Source organism: Tractidigestivibacter sp. (assembly GCF_057241865.1).
On record NZ_DBHHPX010000027.1, the window covers coordinates 17,037 to 37,733 of the forward strand.

18 protein-coding genes and 1 pseudogene are annotated in these 20,697 nt (G+C 59.8%); 11 read left to right on the forward strand and 8 right to left on the reverse strand.

Annotated features, from left to right (window positions below):
- Positions 1-191 precede the first annotated feature (191 nt).
- From ACO59D_RS09255 to hisS, 4 genes are all read left to right on the forward strand, one after another.
- On the forward strand, positions 192-758 hold the full coding sequence (locus tag ACO59D_RS09255; protein ID WP_130812382.1) for a hypothetical protein: 567 nt from the start codon (positions 192-194) through the stop codon (positions 756-758).
- A 434-nt stretch (positions 759-1,192) separates the two neighbouring features.
- Complete coding sequence (locus ACO59D_RS09260; RefSeq protein WP_485126722.1) at positions 1,193-1,984, forward strand: hypothetical protein; 792 nt, start codon at positions 1,193-1,195, stop codon at positions 1,982-1,984.
- Between the two features lie 348 nt (positions 1,985-2,332).
- Complete coding sequence (locus tag ACO59D_RS09265; protein ID WP_485126723.1) at positions 2,333-3,328, forward strand: hypothetical protein; 996 nt, start codon at positions 2,333-2,335, stop codon at positions 3,326-3,328.
- 113 nt (positions 3,329-3,441) lie between these two features.
- The gene (hisS, locus tag ACO59D_RS09270; RefSeq protein ID WP_485126724.1) at positions 3,442-4,758 is read left to right on the forward strand and encodes a histidine--tRNA ligase; all 1,317 of its coding nucleotides are present in this window, start codon (positions 3,442-3,444) and stop codon (positions 4,756-4,758) included.
- A 105-nt stretch (positions 4,759-4,863) separates the two neighbouring features.
- Here the strand turns inward: hisS and ACO59D_RS09275 are convergent, their stop codons facing one another.
- From ACO59D_RS09275 to ACO59D_RS09305, 7 genes are all read right to left on the reverse strand, one after another.
- On the reverse strand, positions 4,864-5,499 hold the full coding sequence (locus ACO59D_RS09275) for a GyrI-like domain-containing protein (RefSeq protein ID WP_485126725.1): 636 nt from the start codon (positions 5,497-5,499) through the stop codon (positions 4,864-4,866).
- Positions 5,500-5,615: 116 nt separating this feature from the next.
- Positions 5,616-6,839 carry an ABC transporter permease gene (locus ACO59D_RS09280; protein ID WP_485126726.1) on the reverse strand — a complete coding sequence of 408 codons (1,224 nt, stop codon included), beginning with the start codon at positions 6,837-6,839 and terminating at the stop codon, positions 5,616-5,618.
- Positions 6,836-7,603 carry an ABC transporter ATP-binding protein gene (locus ACO59D_RS09285; protein ID WP_485126727.1) on the reverse strand — a complete coding sequence of 256 codons (768 nt, stop codon included), beginning with the start codon at positions 7,601-7,603 and terminating at the stop codon, positions 6,836-6,838. Before ACO59D_RS09285 ends, ACO59D_RS09280 begins: the two co-directional genes overlap by 4 nt.
- Position 7,604: 1 nt before the next feature.
- Positions 7,605-8,993, reverse strand: a complete 1,389-nt coding sequence (locus tag ACO59D_RS09290; protein WP_485126728.1) for an efflux RND transporter periplasmic adaptor subunit — start codon at positions 8,991-8,993, stop codon at positions 7,605-7,607.
- A 418-nt stretch (positions 8,994-9,411) separates the two neighbouring features.
- Positions 9,412-10,767: a dicarboxylate/amino acid:cation symporter gene (locus ACO59D_RS09295; protein ID WP_485126729.1), complete on the reverse strand. Its 1,356-nt coding sequence runs from the start codon at positions 10,765-10,767 to the stop codon at positions 9,412-9,414.
- 303 nt (positions 10,768-11,070) lie between these two features.
- Entirely contained in the window at positions 11,071-12,090 is a 1,020-nt protein-coding gene (locus tag ACO59D_RS09300) for a LacI family DNA-binding transcriptional regulator (protein WP_485126730.1), read from the reverse strand.
- A 148-nt stretch (positions 12,091-12,238) separates the two neighbouring features.
- Entirely contained in the window at positions 12,239-12,877 is a 639-nt protein-coding gene (locus tag ACO59D_RS09305) for an RpiB/LacA/LacB family sugar-phosphate isomerase (protein WP_485126731.1), read from the reverse strand.
- A 238-nt stretch (positions 12,878-13,115) separates the two neighbouring features.
- Between ACO59D_RS09305 and ACO59D_RS09310 the strand changes: the two genes are divergently transcribed.
- The 6 genes from ACO59D_RS09310 (at position 13,116) to ACO59D_RS09335 (ending at position 18,508) form a co-directional block, all read left to right on the forward strand.
- Positions 13,116-14,303 carry a glycoside hydrolase family 88 protein gene (locus tag ACO59D_RS09310; RefSeq protein WP_485126732.1) on the forward strand — a complete coding sequence of 396 codons (1,188 nt, stop codon included), beginning with the start codon at positions 13,116-13,118 and terminating at the stop codon, positions 14,301-14,303.
- 12 nt (positions 14,304-14,315) lie between these two features.
- Entirely contained in the window at positions 14,316-14,804 is a 489-nt protein-coding gene (locus ACO59D_RS09315) for a PTS sugar transporter subunit IIB (protein ID WP_485126733.1), read from the forward strand.
- A 30-nt stretch (positions 14,805-14,834) separates the two neighbouring features.
- Positions 14,835-15,638, forward strand: a complete 804-nt coding sequence (locus tag ACO59D_RS09320; RefSeq protein ID WP_485126734.1) for a PTS mannose/fructose/sorbose/N-acetylgalactosamine transporter subunit IIC — start codon at positions 14,835-14,837, stop codon at positions 15,636-15,638.
- 33 nt (positions 15,639-15,671) lie between these two features.
- A complete protein-coding gene (locus ACO59D_RS09325; protein ID WP_485126735.1) occupies positions 15,672-15,812 on the forward strand; it encodes a hypothetical protein in 141 nt (46 codons plus the stop codon).
- Positions 15,813-15,818: 6 nt separating this feature from the next.
- Positions 15,819-16,523 (forward strand): PTS system mannose/fructose/sorbose family transporter subunit IID, encoded by a 705-nt coding sequence (locus tag ACO59D_RS09330; RefSeq protein WP_485126736.1) that lies wholly within the window; start codon positions 15,819-15,821, stop codon positions 16,521-16,523.
- A gap of 65 nt (positions 16,524-16,588) precedes the next feature.
- The gene (locus ACO59D_RS09335; RefSeq protein WP_485126737.1) at positions 16,589-18,508 is read left to right on the forward strand and encodes a heparinase II/III domain-containing protein; all 1,920 of its coding nucleotides are present in this window, start codon (positions 16,589-16,591) and stop codon (positions 18,506-18,508) included.
- A 461-nt stretch (positions 18,509-18,969) separates the two neighbouring features.
- Here the strand turns inward: ACO59D_RS09335 and ACO59D_RS09340 are convergent, their stop codons facing one another.
- Entirely contained in the window at positions 18,970-19,791 is an 822-nt protein-coding gene (locus ACO59D_RS09340) for a gluconate 5-dehydrogenase (protein ID WP_485126738.1), read from the reverse strand.
- Between the two features lie 250 nt (positions 19,792-20,041).
- Here ACO59D_RS09340 and ACO59D_RS09345 point away from each other — a divergent pair.
- Positions 20,042-20,697 (forward strand): annotated as a pseudogene (locus tag ACO59D_RS09345) (IS1634 family transposase); the annotation flags it as partial.

Below are 20,697 nucleotides of genomic sequence, written 5' to 3' on the forward strand. Positions count from 1 at the left end.
TCTCCTGTGGTACAATCGGCTTGCGAGGCGCGGAGGTGTCCCGGAGGCCCCCACTGGCACGTGACACTGTTTCTTTCCCTCGCAAGCAACGCTCGAGCGTAGCCGGCGACGGCCGGCTCCCTGTCGGTTGTTCGAGGTGTGGGGGCAATCAGATGTCTGGATACCAGGAGAGTTTGGTAAGGGTCAGCTGCATGGCAGAGGCGGCTGGCATACGCAAGGCTTTCGATGAGTGGGAGAACCCCTTCTTTTGTATGCATGGGGTGGAGCGTGCGGTAAGGGATGTGGGCTTGGACTGCCCATCCAAGGTGGGGGACATGCTCAGGCTGCCCCGCATCCCTATACATAAGGAGGACCTGTTTGCGGTGCTGTGCGGGGACCGCCACCCCTATCAGTGCTGCAGCGGGAGATGGTACTACATCGACGGCATTGCCGATGCCGTGCATGAGGACTACAAGTCGTTCCTCCAACCCGTGGACGATGAGGAGGTGCGGTCTGCCTGGAATGACGACACCCTTCTCGCCCAGCGTTCGTATGCAAACTGGAAGGACTACCTTGCAAACGCAGGGGAGACCTGGATTAGGGGAGAGGTTGACCCACGGTCACGCTTCATCGAGGTCGTCTATGGCATCAACGTCAAGCCACCTGCCCGGAAGGGGGTGGACCCAGACCCCATTTATGCGATTGCCGGCATGCTTCGAGAGCGTGGGATAACGGGCGGCATCGTCAATGGCAAAGCACCCATGGAGGACATTTTCTAGATGCGTCGCGGTCGTTGCGATGCCATGGACCCGGATGCGGCTTCCCCACATCGGTAGGGATTTCTATGCGCGTCCTGTCCCCAACTATGGAGAGGGTCAGGGAGAGGGCCAGGACAGAGGTGGCCGCACCTCCAACGCTGGTCACAATGCATCGGATGAGTATGGCAAGAAAGAGCACCCTGAGAATTGAATAGGGGATGAAGGTGCGGCGGTTGAGCGCTGCGCGGTCCTTGAGTCGCCCCTGGCACGCCTTATCCCAGCGCAGGCATGAGCCATCGTCTGCGTTGTAGCCCATGTGGCGTGGAGAAGCACTTCTCCACGGGCGTGTCGGAAAAATGTTGTGAATCGTGAGTAGGGGGTGCACTCGTTGGGTACTATCGGGATGCATTATGTCGCGAACCGAGTTCGCCACGTTTCACAAGGTGGTAGCAACCATGGAAGACAATGTCTCTGAGCCCGTCGTCGTTCCGGCGACCGCAAAGAAGGAAGCCCCAATCATCCAAGCCAGGCTTCGGCACAAGATTCTCAAGATGCCGGAGGAGTCCTGGAAGGCAAGCGGCATCAGAATCTTTGGACGAAAGATTCGCTCACTCGTCTATACCACAGACCTCGCAATCATCAAGAACTGTGATGCCGATGCTGTCTTTGCCGTCTACCCCTTTACTCCCCAGCAGTCCATTTCTGAGGCCATCATCGACGCTGCGAGCATTCCGGTGTTCTGTGGCATCGGCGGTGGCACCACGCGCGGGGTGCGTACGGTGACCCTTGCGCATGATGTGGAGTGCCAAGGTGCCATGGGGGTGGTGCTCAACTCGCCCATCTCGAACGTCAACCTTCGGGCGGTCTCACTTGCCATCGACATCCCCACGGTAATCACCGTCGTAAGCGCAGATGCCGATGTCGCTGCGCGCATCGACGCTGGTGCAGCCATCATCAACGTCGCCGGAGGCAAGGAGACCGCAAACATCGTGAGCAAGATTCGCGAGAAGTTTCCCGACGTGCCCATTATCGCGTCGAGTGGCGGCACGGAGGAGTCAACACGTCTCACGATTGAGGCCGGCGCCAACGCCGTCACCTACACTCCGCCCGCACCTGCAATTCTCTTCAAGCAGATGATGGCTCAGTACCGCAGCTCTACCACCCCACCCGAGCAACCGCAACACACTGCCCTCGAGGTCCTTCAGGCGGCAGGGCTTTGGCACGACCAGCACGACCGACGGCAATAGGGCATCGGCGTACGTCTCAGTCCGGTCCTTTGACTGGCAATTGAGAGGGTCGGTGGCACAAGGGGGCCACCGACCCTTTCAGCTTCCGCACAACGTCGTGGGTGCGGGATGGCATGTACTCCGGTCGGGGTCAGGGCCTCCCTGTGCGAGGGAAGACTTCTCGGCAAGGCGGCGCTTGGACGTCGCGGAATCGGACGAGGGGAGTCTCGCATGTACGAGGAGACATCGACCAAATCCCAGCAGGCTCAGGCTTCATCCCTACCGGATGCTGGCAACGCATCACCGTGTGTCGCTCGCTGGTGGGGGCGTCCTGTCGAGAAGGCATCCCGCTCATCGAAGGCAATCTGCATGCTTACGGCAGCATTCGCCCTCACGACTGCCCTGGGGGCATTGCCTCCGAAGGCCTTTGCGGAGGGGTTCGACTACGTGAGCACCTCTCAAGGCGAGGAGCAGCAAGGGCGCTCAGTTGATGAAGCGGATGGCAGTGACGCCGCAGCGCGCGAAGGCACTTCTGATCGTGGCTCGGCGTGGGTCTCGACAACCGTTCCTGGGCCCTCGGAGCCTCGCATGCAGCCTGTGACGGATTCGTCTGCGTCCCTCTCGCTTGCAGCGGCCTATGTCTCCTCTGAGGAGCAAGATGACCCAGCGGATGGCTCTGAGGACGATGAGGACGTCACAGGCGATGACGCGGTGCGAGAACTTGGCGACGATGTGCTCACGTCTACCGATGCCGGCGCTGTTGTGCAGGTGGGTGCCGGTGAGCATGTTTCAGCGGCGCGGTTGACGCTGATATCAATTGCACCAGAGGAATCAAGTGCGCTCTCCGTTGCCAACGGAGGCACTGCGGAGGTGGAGGCTGCTTCGACGTTCTCCGCGCGCGGCGAGAGGTCGGTTGCCGTCTCATGCGCTAACAAGGGGTCAACAGTACGCTTGAGCAACACGTCCGTTTACGCCTCGGGCGAGAGGTGCGCCGCCCTCGCTGCAGCCGATGGGGCAGACGTTTCGATGGAACAGGGGAGCCTCGAGGCTACGTCAGGCACCGTGGTGCGCGCGGAGGGGTCTGGTAGCAGCGTTTCTATTGCTGATGCCCAGATTCTTTCGACAGGAGCCCTTGCAGAGCTCTGCGGCAACGTTGTCCTTGAGCTTGATGGTGTCTCTTCAACGAGTTCGCATACCGCTGCGATTTATGTGGCGGCAGGCGTTCCCACCGTGCGTCTTGCAAACGGCTCCGTGGTGCGAGGGGCCGTTGTCGTTGCTGATGGTGCCGACATCGACATCCAGACCGACGCGACCTCGCGCATCGACGGACGCATCGTGCACCTCTCCTCCGCAAGCGTCGCATAGGCCACCCCGGCGCTATACTTGCAACCCGAACATGGTCGTGGAAGGCGGCGCGCAGGACGTCCCGTTCGTGGCCGCGACCAGATGCGCCTTGAGCGGCGCGGAAGGAGCACTACATGGCACAGCGGGTTCAGGGGACTGAGGACCTCTTCGGCGGCTACATGCGCGCATGGCAGCGCATGCAGGACGTAGCGCGCGGCCTCTTTGGCGCGTACGGCTTTGATATGGTCGAGACTCCGGCGATCGAGCAGGTCGACACCTTTGTGCATGGCATCGGAGAATCGACGGATGTCGTGCGCAAGGAGATGTTCCGTGTGGTCTCTGGTGCCCTCTTCGAGAGTCTCCTCGAGCAGGGTTCTGAGGTTGGTCTCAAGCCCAAGCAGCGTCTGGCTATGCGCCCGGAGGGCACGGCTGGCGTGGTCCGTGCCGCCGTCGAGAACAACATGGTGCCGCAGGGAGCCGCCCCCGCAAAGCTTTGGTATGCCGGGGCAATGTTTCGTGGCGAGCGTCCCCAGAAGGGGCGTCTACGCCAGTTTCACCAGGTGGGCGTCGAGTGGCTTGGCGCAGCGGATCCAGCGGCGGATGCCGAGTGCATCATCATGCTCATGGAGTACTACAAACGCCTGGGCTTTGACCCTTCCCGCCTGAGGCTCTCCATCAACTCAATGGGCGACGCTGCTTGTCGTCCCGCCTATCGCGAGAGGGTTCGCCAGTTCATTCTCGACCATGCTGACGAGATGTGCGAAGACTGCCTCGAGCGTGCCGAGATCAACCCGCTGCGCAGCTTCGACTGCAAGAACGACCATTGCCGCGAGGTCATGCGTGATGCCCCGCTTGCCAAGGATAACCTCTGCGACGAGTGCGCCGAACACTATGCGCAGGTCAAACGTTATCTCGATGAGGCCGGCATTGCCTACGTAGAGGATCCCACGCTCGTGCGCGGTCTCGACTACTACACGCGCACGGTCTTTGAGGTGGAGGCCGTGGACGGTGGCGTTGGCGCCATCGGTGGCGGCGGCCGCTACGACGGCCTTATGGAGCTCGAGGGTGGGAAGCCCACGCCGGGCATTGGCTTTGCGGTGGGCTTCGAGCGCATCGCCCTTGCGCTTGCCGCGCAGGGGGGCTCGCTCGAGACGCCCCAGCCTTGGTGTGTCTACGTGGCCGGGACCTCTGAGGCTGAGCGCGAGGCGGTCTTCTCGGCAACGCTTGCGCTGCGTCAGGCGGGTGTGCGCACCGAGGCCGACTACCAGGGGCGTTCGCTTAAGAGCCAGTTCAAGCAGGCCGACAAGCTTGGTGCCCGCGTCTGCGCAGTCATCGGTCCCGACGAGGTGGCGGCAAACGCCGTGACTCTGCGCGACATGGAGACCCACGAGCAGACCCAGGTTCCCGCCGAGGACCTGGTTGCTGCGGTGACTGAACGCCTGGCTCACTAGCCACGCCTGCACCGACCGGGGTCCACAAGAACCACAGGGACACCACGCAGCTCGCCGTGCCCATCGCCAACATGGGTACGCTACGTCCCAAGCGTCCGTCCCTTGCTACTGCGCCTTCCTGATTGGGTGCCTCACCACGGTCCTCATCTTCGCAGAGTCAGCCTTCCTCGGGTCGGTGAGGTAGATCTCGTGATGCCGCCGCGCGTCGGAGAGGTCGGGCGCGTAGCCCTGCGCCTCGGCGAACGAATGCATGGCATCGACCGTTGCTGGCTCGTCGTCGTAGGGGCCGAGGTGCATGCACTGCACGCACAGGCCCTCGTCGGCCTCGAGCAGCAGCACGGGCGAGAAGTCCATCCTCTTCTTGGCGCTGGCCGCCCCGATGGCCCAGGCGAAGTCCGCCTCGCTGACGAACTTGGGCACGCGGATGGCGGAAACCCAGTTGAACGACGACTTGCCAGCGTAGTCCACGCCTGTGGCGCCCGGTTGCCACCAGAAGCTCTCCAGGGGCGGAACCACGTATTGGTAGAAGCCCTCGATGGCGTGCTCGGTCTTGTAGCTCATCTTGAGGGTATAGGCGATGCCATAGAGCAGATCGAGCGCATGCTTGTAGGCCCCGCCCTCCTCGTTGGGGTCGCCCGAGCCTTCGACGGCGATGAAGCGCATGGGCGGAACCTCGATGATGGCGGGCTTCGCCTTGGGCTGGCAGAGATCTCGGTACTCCTTCTTGAAGTCGAACGGCATCCGCGGGTCCCTTCGTCCGGCTTGCCGTGTTGGCAGTTTTCGGATGGCTCGCACGTGGCGTGATGGCGCGCGGCTCGATGACTGCTCTGCCGCGAGCGGGACACGCCACCACTCCGCTACTGGTACCTCAGCGACTCAACAGGGTCGAGCCGTGCGGCCCTCCATGCGGGATAGAAGCCAAAGAGCACACCAATGCCCACGCAGATGCCGCTGGCAAGCACTATGGCGGCAGTCGAGATCACGGGCGTGACCGTAAGCCCGCCCATCTGCATGGATGAGCTCGCCACCTGTGCAAGCGCATTGGCACCGGCAAAGCCCAGAAGGATGCCAAAGACCCCGCCCACAAGACACAGCACCACGGACTCGAGCAGGAACTGCAGCGTGATGTCAGAACGCCTTGCCCCCAGCGCCTTCCTGAGGCCTATCTCGCGGATTCTCTCGGTGACGTTGGTGAGCATCATGTTCATGATGCCGATGCCGCCAACCACCAGGGAGACGCCTGCCACAGCGGTCATGAGCGCCTGGAACGCTGCCATCGTGGAGTCGAGCTGCTTGATTACGGAGTCCATGGTGGTGACGCTCAGGTAGTAGCCTGTGCCGTTCTCCCCGCCCGACTCGTCTGCGGCAGGCAGGTTGAAGTAGCTCCTTAGGTAGGACTCCGTCCGTGACGCAAGGCCCTCCATATCCACGCCCTCGCGTGCGATGCCCACGATCTGCTCGATACCGGCCTCGCCGGACATCCGTGCCTGCAGGGTCTTCAGTGGGACGTAGGAGTAGCCGCCTTGGATGCCACCGCTGCCCACGACTCCCACTACGGTGTAGTCATCGTTTCCAATGCGTACGGTCTGACCGATTACGGCATTTGTATCCGATCCCCACATGGAGTCTGTGACGCTCTTGTCAAGGATCACCACACGTGAGCCCGTATCGCACTCGTTCTGCGTGAACGTGCGCCCCGCGACCGTGGAGACGCCCATGGCGCTCAGGTATTGAGGCTCAACACCTAGGATGGTCACCTGCCGCTCCGTTTCGCCGTTTGAGACTTCGCCTCCGGTGAACGCGACGCCCGTGAGGGACTCATAGTCGTCAGACATGCCCCTCTCCAGGGCACCGAGATCATCCACTGTAACTTCGCGGCCGACCCAGCAATCGATGCTTACCGTGCGCGATTGCGAAAGCCCCAGCTCGCCCACGAGGGATGCCTTGATGCCATCAATGAGTGCCGTCATGGCAATGACGGCACCGATGCCAATCACGATTCCCAGAACCGTGAGAAGGCTCCTGCCCCGGTTTGCGCGAATCGCGGAGAAGGTCTCAAAGACGAGGTCCCGGATTCTCATGCGATCGCCTCCTGCAGCGCTTCCTCGCTGCCATTCCCCGTGCGCTCGCGCGCCTCGAGGGCGGTGACGTAGGCATGCTCCTGCTCCTCGGTGAGAAGCCTGCCGTCACGGATGTGCATCACGCGGTCTGCCCAGCCCGCGACGCTTGCGTCGTGCGTGATGAGCACGATGGTCTTGCCCTGCCCCTGCATGCGGCGAAACGTTCGCATGACCAGCTCACCTGTTGCCGAGTCAAGGTTTCCGGTGGGCTCGTCTGCCAGGATGAGCGCCGGGTCGTTCACGAGGGCACGTGCGATGGCCACGCGCTGCATCTGTCCGCCCGAGAGCTCGTTTGAGCGGTGGTCGTAGAGTTCCTCGGGAAGGCCTACCTCCAGGAGGGCCTTCCACGCGCGAAGCTCCCGGTTGCGCACGCCCGCACGTGTGTAGACAAGGGGCAGCATCACGTTGCGCAGTACCGTGGCGCGTGGCAGCAGGTTGAAGGACTGGAACACAAAGCCCAGACGTGTTGAGCGCACATGGGCAAGATCGTCGTCTGTCAGCTTTGAGACGTCAAGCCCCTCGAGAAGATAGGTGCCCGAGGTTGGTCTGTCCAGGCATCCGAGGATGTTCATGAGCGTGGACTTTCCCGAGCCAGAGGGACCCATGATGGCAAGAAACTCGCCCCGTCCCACATCCAGGCTCACGCCGCACAGCGCCGGCGTAAGGCCTGCGGCAGACGAGTAGATGCGGTAGACGTTCTCGGTGTGGATGACGTTGGCCGTCATGTCACACCGCCATTCCGGACTGTGCATATGAGCCATCCGTGGCGTGGGTGTCGGCAGACTGTGCCATGCCGATCGCCACCTCTTCACCCTCGGAGATGTTGCCCTCGACTGCGGCGGTGCTGCCGTCTGTGGCGAGGACCTTGACGGAGCGGTCCTCCGTCTGGGGCATGCCGCTCTCGTCATAGCCGGTGACGACAGTCACGGTTGCGGAGTCGCCCTCGCCGGAGATGGCGCTCGCAGGCACCATGAGAGTGTCCGGAATGTCCGTTGCGGCGATTGCCACGCTTGCTGTCATACCTGGCTTGAGCGAGGGGTCAGGGTTGGGGATGAGCAGATCGACGGCGTAGGTGACCACAGACCCGCTTCCGTGTGCGTCTGCAGAGGAGCCATTGCTTGACGCGACGGTAGCGATGCGGGTGACGGTGGCATCGAGCTCGACGCCAGGAAGAGCGGAGAAGGTGACGCGTGCCGCCTGCCCCACAGCCACCTTTGCGATGTCCATCTCGTTCACCTGTACGGTCACCGTCATCTGGGAGAGGTCACCGATGGTGATGAGGGAGCCCGAACTTGAAGAGGCTGCGGTGGCAGATGCGCCGGCGCCGGTGCCCGAACCAAACGCCGCCCCCTCGACCGCGTTCATAACCACGACGGAGCCCGAGGTGGGTGCGGTCACGGTGCGCTTGTTCGCCGTGGCAACGGCGTCGTCGTAGGCATCCTGGGCGCTCTCGAGCGCCAGCTGTGCGGTATCAACGGCATCTGCCGCGGAGTTCGCGGTAGCGAGGTCCGTCTCGCCCGCATAGTATGCCTTGCATGCGTTGTTGTAGGTGTCCTTGGCAGATGCGAGTTGGGTCTTCGCGGTGCGCAGTTGGATGTCGGCCTCGCGCACGGCCTTGTCGAGCGAGTCGTTGCGCAGAACGAGGAGTGTCTGCCCTTTCTCGACGGTGTCGCCCTCGTGGACGTCCACCTCGGAGATGATGCCATCCACCTCGGGTGTGACCACCACTGAGTTCACGGGCTCGACGCTACCGGATGCCTTGACCTTGTCGACGAATTCACCGTGCTGGACGATGGAAGTCTGAAGCGTTGGCTCAGATGCCATGTTCGCTGCCTGCTGCGCAGAGATGACGTTCCATGCGATGAGACCAGCGACGACGCATACCGCAACAACACCAATGACGATGCGCTTGCGACGGCGCTGCTTGCGGTGGGCAAGCAGGCTTTCCATGGCATTCTTGGTTCCCTCGTCTGTCTCGCCTGCGCCTGTCGCGGATGGAATGGACACAGTCTTGTCGGTGGAAATCACAGGCAGGTTGTCGAGGGGATGCCCTTCCTTGTCCTTGCCGTTGGTGACGTCTTCTGCGTCATCGTTGATGTTTGTCTCCTGGGACATGGCGTGCTCCTCGTACTCGGTCGTGCGGCTGGCCCTCGGGGGTGCTCATCCAAACGTTGAGGATATGATACCGTTGCCTTTCATTCAGCCAACCTTCGCAGAGCTTACAGTTCTGTAAGCGGCGGATGCACCCGTGGGCGGTACGGGGCTATTTCGCGCAAAGGGAATGACGGAATGGCACACATTTACGGTTGGTGGCAGTTTTTCGAGGCTGCCCCAAGTACAAAATGATTCGATGTTTGTTGATGCGCAGGTCAAGGAATTGCGATTTCACAAGTGATATATAAAAAATGAGTCCAAAACTGCCACCAACCGTCATTTCGTGTATGCCGACCGCCCGCCGCGTCACGCAAAAGGGCCTCCGGCACCATTTGTGGCACCGGAGGCCTGCTTCCAGCCAAGTTGCGGCGAGGAGGCGCTATGCCGCGCTTGCCTTGCGTTTCGGCATGAGCTCGAAGGAGTTGTCGCCGTCATAGATGCTGCGGTCGATCAGGCCCTCGCTGGCAGCAACGAGCACCGAGGCCTCTGCAGCACCGAGCACGTTGGTTGCCGTGCGACCCATGTCGACGATGGAGGAGATGGGTGCCACAAGGGCGATGACCTCGACGGGAAGGCCAAGCGCAGCCAAAAGCGCCGTGGCGGTGATGGTTGCCGTTCCCGGCACGCCAACGGTGCCAACGGAAACCGCCAGCGTGAGCAGGACGAGGAATGCGTACTGAACCGGCGTGAAGGGGATGCCCAGGGCGTTGATCGCAAATACCGCAACAAGCGTGGGCCACATGCCAGCGCATCCGGGCATACCAAGGTTTGCGCCAAGGCCCGCCGTGAAGCTGGCCACGTCCTCATCGACGCCGAGGTTCTGCGTGAGCGAGCGAATGGTCACCGGCAGCGTGCCGATGCTGCTCTGCGTGGTGAAGGCAGTGACGGCAGCGGGTGCCACACCCTTAAGGAAGCGTACGGGGCTGAGATGTCCCGCCCAGCCCACGAAGGCGGATTCGACGCCAAAGAACTGGATGGCCAGGACTACGTATGCAACAGCGAGCACGCCGAGCAGCGGTATGAGCTGCGTGACGTTGGCGCGGCCCACGGCACGGCCGATGAGGGCTACCACGGCATATGGCGTGAACCCAACGACCCAGCTCACGGTCTCGCCCAGAACCTTGTTGCCGGCGTCGACGAAAGCCTTGAACGGACGCACGTCTACCTTCTCGTCATCCTGGTGCTGTGAGGCCAGGCGATTGTACGCGAGGGCCACAATGATTGCAAACACGATGATGGGAACCACCGCGTCGCTTGTCCATTCCGCCGCAAGGTTCTGCGGGAAGAGGCCCACGATGGTATCAGTGACCGTGGGGACTTCCTTGGCCTCGTATGTGACACCGTCAAGCGAGAAGCCCGTCCCCACACCCAGAGGAAGTGCGATGGCAAGCGTGAGGAGGGTTGCCGTAAGCGTGTTAAGCATGAGAAGGACCACCGACTTCACCCCAATGCCCTTGAGGTGCACGAGGTCGGCGAGGTTGGTGACACTTGAGATGATGCTGAAGAGGAGGAGCGGCACCACAAGCGCAGATATAACGTTGGCGTAGATGGTGCCAAAGATTGCGTAGTACGAGAAGGCCTGGCCAAACGCGATGCCAATGACTATGCCGAGTCCGGTCGCAATGAGGGTGCGGATGCCAAAGCCCACCTCGAACTTGCGCTTGAGCGTGGCGAGAAGGGCGAATGCCACAATCGTGGCGACAAGTGCCCAGAGTGCCGTGATGTCTACCTGCATGGGATGTTACCTTCCTGCGTGTCGTATGCGTTCCAAGTGGGGGATGCGGCCGAGTTGCTCCGCTGCGCTGGTTTCGTTACACATTCGGTGACAGATGATGGCCATGATGAGCTCCTCAATCTCTAGTGAGCCAGTAGGATATTGGTATGGTGCCCCAATCGGACGCGACGCACAAGAGTTGCCGTTGCAACATTTTCCGACAACTGGCGTTCGGAAAAGGCGAGAGCGGGGGAGGTCGCTTCAACCGCTCACAAAAGTGGAGCCCAAAGGGCCCCACGAAGTGGCAGACTATTGGCGGGCTGTCTAGCGAGTGCTCGAACCCCAGTGCATGTCACAGGGCAGAACCTGGTGCAAATCGACCTTGCCAGCACCTTTGATGAGGTCGATGAGAATGCGCGCCGCCTGCTGGCCTTCGCGATATGCGGGCTGGACTATGGTCGACACGCTTGGGGAGGCAATACTCGCCCAGTCCGTGTTGTCAAACCCAAGAAGACCAACTTGGTCTGGCATATTCGTATAAAAGTCGCGCATGGCAATGTAGACATCGGGGAGGGTCCAGCAGTTTGGTGCGAATACAAGCGTAGGCGTAGCGTTCCTGTCAAGCCGGTCATGCAGCCATGTTGCCAAGTCCTCTACGGCAACGCCGCTGTCGGGTATCACATATTCCTCATGAGGCACCTCGTGTGCCTCAAGGGCATCCACGCATCCGCCAAAGCGTTCCACGCGAGAGCTTAAGAGCTGCGGCTGGGCGGCAACTACCAGCACTCGCTCGTACCCCTTTGCAAGGCATGCTTCTATTGCCTCGTAGGTCGCCTCATAGTTGTCCGTCTTCACCCAACTGGAGGTGTAGTCGTAGTACTTGCTGTCAAAGAATACCAGGTGCTTTCCGGCCTCAGAGATTACCTTTGCCACCTCACGGAAACGTGCGGTTGGCTGAACGATAAAACCGTCGACACCCACGGCGAGAAGACGTTCGATATAGGCCCGCTCATCATCGCGGTCGAAGTTGGAGCTGCTGATGAGAAGGCGGTAGCCGGCCTCGCTTGCGACGGAGTCGATCCCCTTCACAATTTGGTTTGAAAAGTGATTCGCAATGTCACCAACCACGATGCCGATCAGATAGGTTTGCTTTGCGTTCATGCTTCGGGCGAGCGGACTGGGCTCATAGCCCGTCTCGCTGATTGCCTGCTTAATGCGCTTGAGCGTCTCTCGTGACATGCGGTCGGTATGTCCGTTGAGGTAGAACGAGACCGTTGTCTTCGATGTACCGGCCAACTGGGCAATCTCGTTTATCGTGACGCGCTTCTTCGTAGATGTGGCCATGGAGCCTCGCTCGAGACGATTGGTAAACGGTTTACTAAACAGATGGTATCACGGGGGCGCAGGTATTTCCCTGCGTCCCCGTTGCCAGCGAATCTACATTTTTGCTTAAGGTTGTGCGGTGGTTCTCTTGCTGCTGCGCTCTGTTTGTTTAGGCAAGAATCCTACGAACAAGTGCGACGACCTTCTCGTCTGTCGCGTTGGCGAAGAAGTACTCCTGGAAGCGCTCGCCCGCAAAGGCGCCGCGCACGAGCTCGCGGTCAAGCTCGGGGAGAAGCTCGGTGAACGGACGGAAGTTCACCTCGCGCACACGGTCGAGGACCTTCTTGTTGCGCTGCTCGGGAACGACACGCTCTGCCGGGTAGCCGTTGCCAGACCCAAAGCCAAAGAGCTTCTCGAAGGTGTACTCAAGGTTGAGCTCCTGGCCCCAGCCGTTCTTGAGGGCGAAGGGCATGGCCACCGCGTTGCCGTCGTTGATCTGCGCAAAGGTGTAGGCGTCGAGGGGGTCCTCAACGTGTCCGCAGATGACGCCGGGGAAGGAGTTGAGTGCGAGCATGGCTCCTTCGCCGGTGCCGCAGCCGGTCACAACATAGTCTGCCGCGCCACCATTAAGAAGCGTGGCAGCGAGAATGCCGTTCTGTACGTAGGTGAGCTGCGCCTCGTCGTCTGCTGCGTACATGCCGTAGTTAAACACCGTGTGGCCCATGGGTTCCACAACCTTGCGCAGGGCCTTCTCAATCATGGTGTTCTTAGCCGCCTGGCTGTTCTCGTTGATGAGGGCGATTTTCATTGTATTTCCTTCCTTACTAGAACAAAACATAGGGCGAGATGTAGTTCGTAGAGACGCACTCAACGGGTGACAAAGTAAACTAGTTTTGTAACGACTTCAACTGAACTGCCGTTCAACCCCTCAATTTGAACCGTTCGCCGGCCATTCTTTGTAATACGAAGGAAACGATCCCATGATTTCGTATCGAGGAAAGATAAACCGGTTTGCATTTATTCACTTCGACTGAGAGGAGGGGGGCATGGGCATCCCATTCATTGAATCGCTTGCAGACATCAAACGCTGGAACTCTGCAAAGCACCTTAGCAAGGATGAGCTTGAGCTTGGGCTCATTCGATGTCTGGCGCAGATAGATGCGAACATGTCGGTTTTTGGCAATGGGCAGTTCCCGACCCCAGCAACGACGAACGGTCTGTATGGGGTGATGGGAAACGATGAGTGGACAAACGGCTTTTGGACCGGTCAGCTTTGGCTCGCTTACGAGCTTACCGGTGAGTTCCGCTACAGAACCCTTGCGGAGACAAACGTCGAGAGCTTCCTTGAGAGGGTCGAGCGCAGGCATGAGCTTGATCATCACGATCTAGGCTTTCTCTACACCCCCTCGTGCGTTGCTGCATTCAAGGTGTGTGGTAGCGAGAAGGGGCGTAGGGCAGCAATTCTCGCCGCAGACCAGCTGATGACGCGTTGGCAGGGACGTGGGAGGTTCTTCCAGGCATGGGGTCCCATGGACAGCCCCAATCACTATCGCATTATCATCGATTGCCTGCTCAATGTGCCGCTGCTTCATTGGGCAAGTGATGTCACGGGTGATCCAACGTATGCAGCATGTGCCCGCGACCACTTTATGACAACCTGCGCGCACATCATCAGGGCCGATGGCAGCGCCTTCCATACCTTCTATATGGACCCGACAACCGGTGGCCCAGATCACGGAGCAACCCGACAGGGGTACTCCGATGATTCCGCATGGGCTCGTGGACAGGCCTGGGGTATCGATGGCATTCCCATCAACATCCGCCATACCGGTATGAGTGGCTACCGAGACTATGCTCGCTCCATGAGGAACTACTATCTCAATAGGCTGCCCGAGGACTCGGTCTGCTACTGGGATCTTGTGTTTGGTGACGGATCTGGTCAGCCGCGCGATAGTAGTGCCGCTGCTATTGCGGCATGCGGATTCGCCGAGATGGCATCCCAGGAGACAGGCGAGGAGGAGCGCGCGATTGACGAAGGTGCTCTGGCTATCACGCTCCGTTCGCTCATCAATGACTATACGAATGATGGACCTGAGCCCGGTGCGCCCATCCTGCGTCACGGTGTCTACAGCTGGCATTCCCGAAAGGGAGTTGACGAGGGAAACCTCTGGGGTGACTACTTCTTCCTCGAGGCTATCGCGAGGAAGCTCATTACGTGGAACCCATACTGGTAGGAGGACGAAGAAATGGCAGTTCCCAATATTGTTATGACCCGTATCGACGAGAGGCTCATCCACGGACAGGGTCAGCTCTGGATTAGGTCTCTCGGGGCAAACACGGTCATCGTTGTGAACGACGAGGTCGCAGGTGACCACATGCAGCAAACCATCATGAAGACCGTTGTTCCTAAGTCGGTGGCGCTGAGGTTCTTCGCCGTTCAGAAGACTATTGACATCATCGGGAAAGCTGCTCCGGCTCAGGTTATCTTCCTCATCGTCAAGACGCCGCAGGATGCGCTGCACCTCGTTGAGGGCGGCGTTCCCATACACGAGATCAATGTTGGCAACGTTCACAACGCTCCAGGGAAGGAGAAGGTCACGCGTTCGATATTCCTGGGTGAAGATGACAAAGAGGCCTTCCGCGAGATGTCTCGCCGTGGTGTTGTATTCAACACAAGGACAACTCCGAGCGGCACTGATGGCGCAGCGGAAGTAGACATCACCAAGTATCTGTAGTCAACTGGTGCAGAGAAGGGAAGCTCGTCAATGGAAATCTCACTCGTTCAGGCACTCCTGATTGGCCTATGGACTGCCTTCTGCTACAGTGGCATGCTCTTTGGTATCTACACCAACCGTGCTCTCGTCCTATCCTTTGGCGTTGGCCTTATTCTTGGTGATGTCCCAACTGCCCTGTCTTGCGGCGCTATCGCGGAGCTTGCGTTCATGGGCTTTGGCGTTGGCGCGGGCGGTACGGTGCCTCCCAACCCCATTGGTCCCGGCATCATCGGTACGCTCATGGCAATTACCATGGCTGATGTGACCCCCGAGACGGCGCTCTCGCTCTCCATCCCCTTTGCCGTTGCCATCCAGTTCCTGCAAACCTTCGTGTACACGCTTACTTCGGGTAACCAGGAGATTGCGACCAATGCCCTTAAGGAGCACAAGTTCAGAAAGTGGCGTCTCTTCTCCAACTTCACCGTTATTCTTTTCGCAATCGTTGGCTTCATCCTCGGCTTCCTTGGAGCGAGCAGCATGTCGCTTCTGAGCCAGCTCGTCGCCCTTGTCCCCCAGTGGCTCCTTAAAGGTCTGAGCGTTGCTGGTGGCATGCTTCCCGGAATTGGCTTCGCAATGATCATGAGCGTCATGCTCGAGAAGGAGTTCGTTCCTTTTGCCCTGCTCGGCTACATTGCCGCGGCCTATCTCAAGATGCCGGTCATCGGTGTGGCGCTCGTTGGCTGTGTCTTTGCACTCAAGCACTACAACGACGTGAAGGAGAACGCCGCTTCCCATGGTGCCGTTGAGCTTGCCGCAAACGATGACGAGCAGGCCGGCCGCGAGGACTGGATCTAGGCCCTAGGGAACTGACTGACAAGGAGAACTACGATGACCGAAGACATCGCCCCCGAGAAGGACAAGGGCACCGCTGAGCACAAGCTCACTACTCACGACTACAACGTTACCACCCTGCGCTCCTATTTCCTCCAGAACGGCTTTAACTACAGCAACTACCAGGGCCTCGGCTAAGGCCTGGTGCTTTACCCTGCCTTCAAGAAGATCTATGGGGAGAACACCGACAGGCTTGCGAAGGAACTCGAGCAGAACTCCGAGTTCTACAACACCAACCCCAACTTCCTTCCGTTTGTTACTTCGCTGCATCTCGCCATGGCAGACGAGGGAGCGGATTACGAGGACATTCGCGGCATAAAGATGGCGCTCATGGGGCCTCTCGCAGGCATTGGCGACTCGCTTTCTCAGTTCTGCATCGCGCCGCTCTTCTCGACGATCTTCGCGTCGCTTGCCATGAGCGGCGTCGTTGCTGCGCCCCTCCTCTTCCTTGTGGCTATGAACGGCGTGCTCATCTCAATTAAGTTTGCCGTAGCGGCTCAGGGCAGGAAGCTCGGTACCACAATTATCGACAAACTCAGTTCCGAACTGAGTACCATCTCTGAGACTGCGAGCATGATTGGTGTAACGGTTATTTCGGGCCTCGTTGCAACCTACGTGAAGATGAACGTAGGAATCACCTTTGCAGCTGGAGCTGCGGAGGAAGGCGTCAAGCAGTCCACCGTCAACATTCAGTCGATGCTTGATGGCATCGCACCCGCGCTCCTGCCGGTGCTGTATACCGCACTTATGTACTGGCTCATCAAGAAGAAGGGCTGGGACACCTACAAGCTTGTTATCCTCACCGTCGTGCTGGGGATTGTCCTCTCGGTGTGTGGCATCCTGGTCTAGGGTCTAGATAGAAAAGCAGTTGGGAGGGTCCGGTTGGACCCTCCCATTTTTATATGGAGGCATATATGGGGATTCGCTTCGACATGGACGCTCCGGGTATGGGCGAGGTCATCAGGCGTGCTGATGATGTGCTGGAAAGCCGCTTCTACTTCACCAAGATTTGGGACATGGAGCGCTGCGAGACTCCCTACGAGGTGGATCTTTCAAAGTGCACGCTTGAGGAATGGGAGGCAGCTCCAAATGGAGATCAGGAGTGGTGCTTCATGCTCAATCGCATGGATTATCTCGACGATCTTTGCCTGGCTTGGCTGGCGACACGCGAGGAGCGCTACGCCGAGAAGGCGGTATCCCTCATGCTGTCTTGGGTTTCCGCCCATTCCGAACTCATCCCAGGCTTAAGCACGCGTACGCTCGATTCAGGGGTGCGCATCTCGACAATGGCTCGCGCCTTGTCCACTCTTGAAAACACTGACTTTCTAAGGTCTCAACACGCTCAGGTCATCCGCGAAAGCATATCTGAGCAAATTAGCTTCATCCATGACCATTATCTTCCCAAGTACGAGACGAGCAATTGGGGCAGCATCCAGACGCTTTCGGTTCTTGCAGTGTACGGGCGCCTTTCGATGGACCCCGAGAATGAGCGCTGGTGGAAGTGGGCTTTCAACCGAGCGGAAGCTCAGCTTGCCGCACAGGTGTATCCCGACGGCACCGATTGGGAGCTTTCGACCATGTACCAGGCGGAGGTCTTCCTCTATGCGCTTCAGGCGCAATGGGTGCTGGGGAAGAAGGGTCTCCCTATTCCGAGGGGGCTCAGCAATGCCTGTCGAGGGCTTGCACAAACGCTTGCGATGCAGGTTATGCCAGACGGAACAACTGAAGCACTGGGGGATAGCGACAGGTCAGATGTGCGGCCGCTGCTTGCTCTGGCTTCTGCCTCTCTCGGGGACTCGGAGCTTAAGTGGGTAGCAAAAGTCTCTTCGCTCGATCCCCTTGATGTGTACTCCTACGGGATCGGAATTGAGAAACCCTACGAGGCACTCGTTCCCCAGCAGCCGCATTCTCTCACACTTGATGCCTACGACTCGGGATTGTTCGTATCGAGGTCCTCGTGGAACAACGATGCGAACGTTACCGTGTTTCTCGATGGACCTTTAGGAAGCGGTCATGGCCACTGCGACGAGTTGCATCTTTCCGTATGGTCAAAGGACAGGGCGATTCTAGTCGATTCAGGTAGATATACCTACCGGGAGGATTCTTCGGATAGGCCGAGACTAAAGGGCGTCTCCGCTCACAATGTCCCGAGCATAGATGGACGCTCAAACAGCGAACCGCTTGGCAGCTGGGAATACAGGGACTTCTCGTATCCGCTCAAGCCGTATGTGCGTCACACTGCCGGATTAGATTATTGGGAAGGTGCTGTTGTGGGGCATAAACCTACGTCGGTTCTGCTTCGTCGTGTCGTGTGCGTAAGCGGGTGCGCTTGGGTCATTGTCGATCAAGCTTGGTGCGATGGCGCGCATGACCTGCAGGCGCGCTTCCATCTAGACCCCTCTCTTCGTGCTCAGCCTGCAGAAGGAGGCTGGCTCCTCGGTGACACTTCGCTCATGCTTCATGTGGGGGAGGGTTCCGAGGTTGTGCACGAAGGCTGTTCGATGTCATATAACCAGATGTCCGACCAAGACGTTATTGTGACGCATGCTTCCTCTGAGGACCGTGGGGTACAGATTGCAGTTCTTGCCATGCAAGATGTGGTGGTGGAGGAGGGGCCACTCATGCGGGCCGACGGCACAGAACTCGATGCCTCCCTCGCTCGTTGCATTCGGCTTGGCTTTCCCGAGGGCGTCACAAAGACGCTTGCGGTCACCTTTGGCGAGGTCTTCAATGGCGTCAAGGCCTTTCTGTGTGACGGGGTGTCGTTTCATGCCGGGGTTGCCGTGGTCACGCGTGACACAAGAGGCGTGAGGCTGGACGTGCTGAGAGGGTAGACATTGATTACGCCGGCACATGCGCGCACTCTTCCACCAAGTATCGTGTGGAAAGTCGACGTGAAGGAAGAGAAGTATCATATCCGCGCAAACAAGGCGGCCAAACTCCGCGCGAAGCCAGGCATCGTCCCTATCGTTTATCCCCCACGACTCATAGGGGTAGCAACTGTGATGGCAGGTCTGGAAGACGCCATCGATGGCGTCTCGCGCAAGAGACCGGGGGGTTCGTTGCGGAAATCCATGTGTCCTGCTGGGATACGAACGATGCTTGGTGCAAGAGCCTCATCGAGCATCAACCCTATATCACGGCCTGGTGGGCAGTCGACGATGATGAGGTCGCCGGGCTGGTAGGGCCCATAGCGAACGTCGAGCATTGCAAGGGAAGGGGAGGACGCCTCAGAGACGATGCCCCCCGAGGCGTCCTGAAGTCTGACGGCGATGTCATCTGATGCGGCCATAGCCTACTCCGGCTGCTTGCCAATGTAGGCGAGGATGCCGCCGTCGACGTAGAGGATGTGGCCGTTCACAAAGTTGGAGGCATCAGAGGCGAGAAAGACCGCCGGGCCCATGAGGTCCTCGGGCGTGCCCCAGCGCCCGGCAGGGGTCTTTGCGCAGATGAACTGGTCGAAGGGGTGGCGAGAGCCATCTGCCTGCCGCTCGCGCAGGGGAGCGGTCTGCGGGGTGGCAATGTAGCCCGGCCCGATGCCGTTGCACTGGATGTTCGCGCTGCCAAACTCGGAGCAGATGTTCTTGGTGAGCATCTTGAGGCCGCCCTTTGCCGCAGCGTAGCCCGCGACGGTCTCGCGCCCAAGCTCGCTCATCATCGAGCAGATGTTGATGATCTTGCCATGGCCCTTCTCGACCATGCCTGGGATTGTCGCCTTGGCGCAGATGAAGGGGCCAACGAGGTCGATGTCAACCACCTGGCGATAGTCCGCGGCGCTCATCTCGAGCATGGGGATGCGCTTGATGATGCCGGCGTTGTTCACCAGGATGTCGGGTGTGGTGCCATAAACCTCGCGGATCTTCTCGATAAGGCTTGCGACCTGCTCCTCAACGGTGACGTCGGCCACAAAGCCGTGGGCTTCGATGCCGAGCCTTGCGTACTCAGCGGTGGCGCTGTCGATGCGCTCCTGTCGACGGTCGTTGAACGCGATCTTGGCGCCGGCCTGAGCAAGGGCGGTGGCAATCGCGAATCCAATGCCGTAGGTGGCGCCCGTCACGAGGGCGACCTTGCCCTCGAGCGAGAAACTGGAGAGAACGCCTGCGGTCTTCTCGTCCATGCGTGCTCCTATCGTTTGCATAGGGATACTCTCGACACCATTGAAGTATAGTAAACCGGTTTTGTCAACATGGAAGAGCAACGCCCCCACAGTTTTGCAGTTTGACCCCATCCCCTGAGACAAAGACATAGCGGTCTAGCTGGCCCTCCGGGGCATTTTCAATGCGACTTTCGACAATCTTTTATTGCTACGTATTGTTACGTCTGATATAATTGTACAGTGAATAACCGCAGGAGGGAGGGGCTTTCCGATGTACCTGAAGAAGACTCCGACGAAGAGCGGGAGGGTCAGCCTCTCCGCCGTGCAGGGCTACCGCGACGAGTCCGGCAGGAACAGGCAGAGGACGGTCAGGACCTTCGGCTTCGTCGACGAGCTCGAGGGGGAGTACGGCGACCCGGTCGCCCACTTCAGGGAGGTCGTGGCCGAGATGGACGCGGAGAGGCTGCGCGAGGAGGCGCCCGCGACCATCACGGTCCACCCGGGGGAGAGGGTGGACGAGAGGCGGACCGGCGCGCTCCGCAGGCACGCCGGCGACGCCCTCGCCTGCTGGTGGCTGGACGCGCTGGGCGTGGAGACCGCGATAAGGAACGCGACGAGGGGCAGGAGGCTGGGCTTCGACCTCAACGCCGCGCTCCGCCTCCTCGTCTGCGAGCGCCTGCTCGACCCGGGCTCCAAGCTCGCGGCGCACGGGAACGCGGACCGCCACTTCTTCCGCTCCGAGCTCTCGGAGGCCGACGTCTACCGGGCGCTCACGGAGCTCGAGAGGGTTTCCGACAGGGTCGTCGGGGCCTGCAACGGGGCGATCGCCAGGAACGCGGGGAGGGACGAGTCCCTCGTCTACTACGACGTGATGTTAGCGTCAATTAGGAAATCACCAATCGGGGCTGCGGTGGGAATCTTGGACCG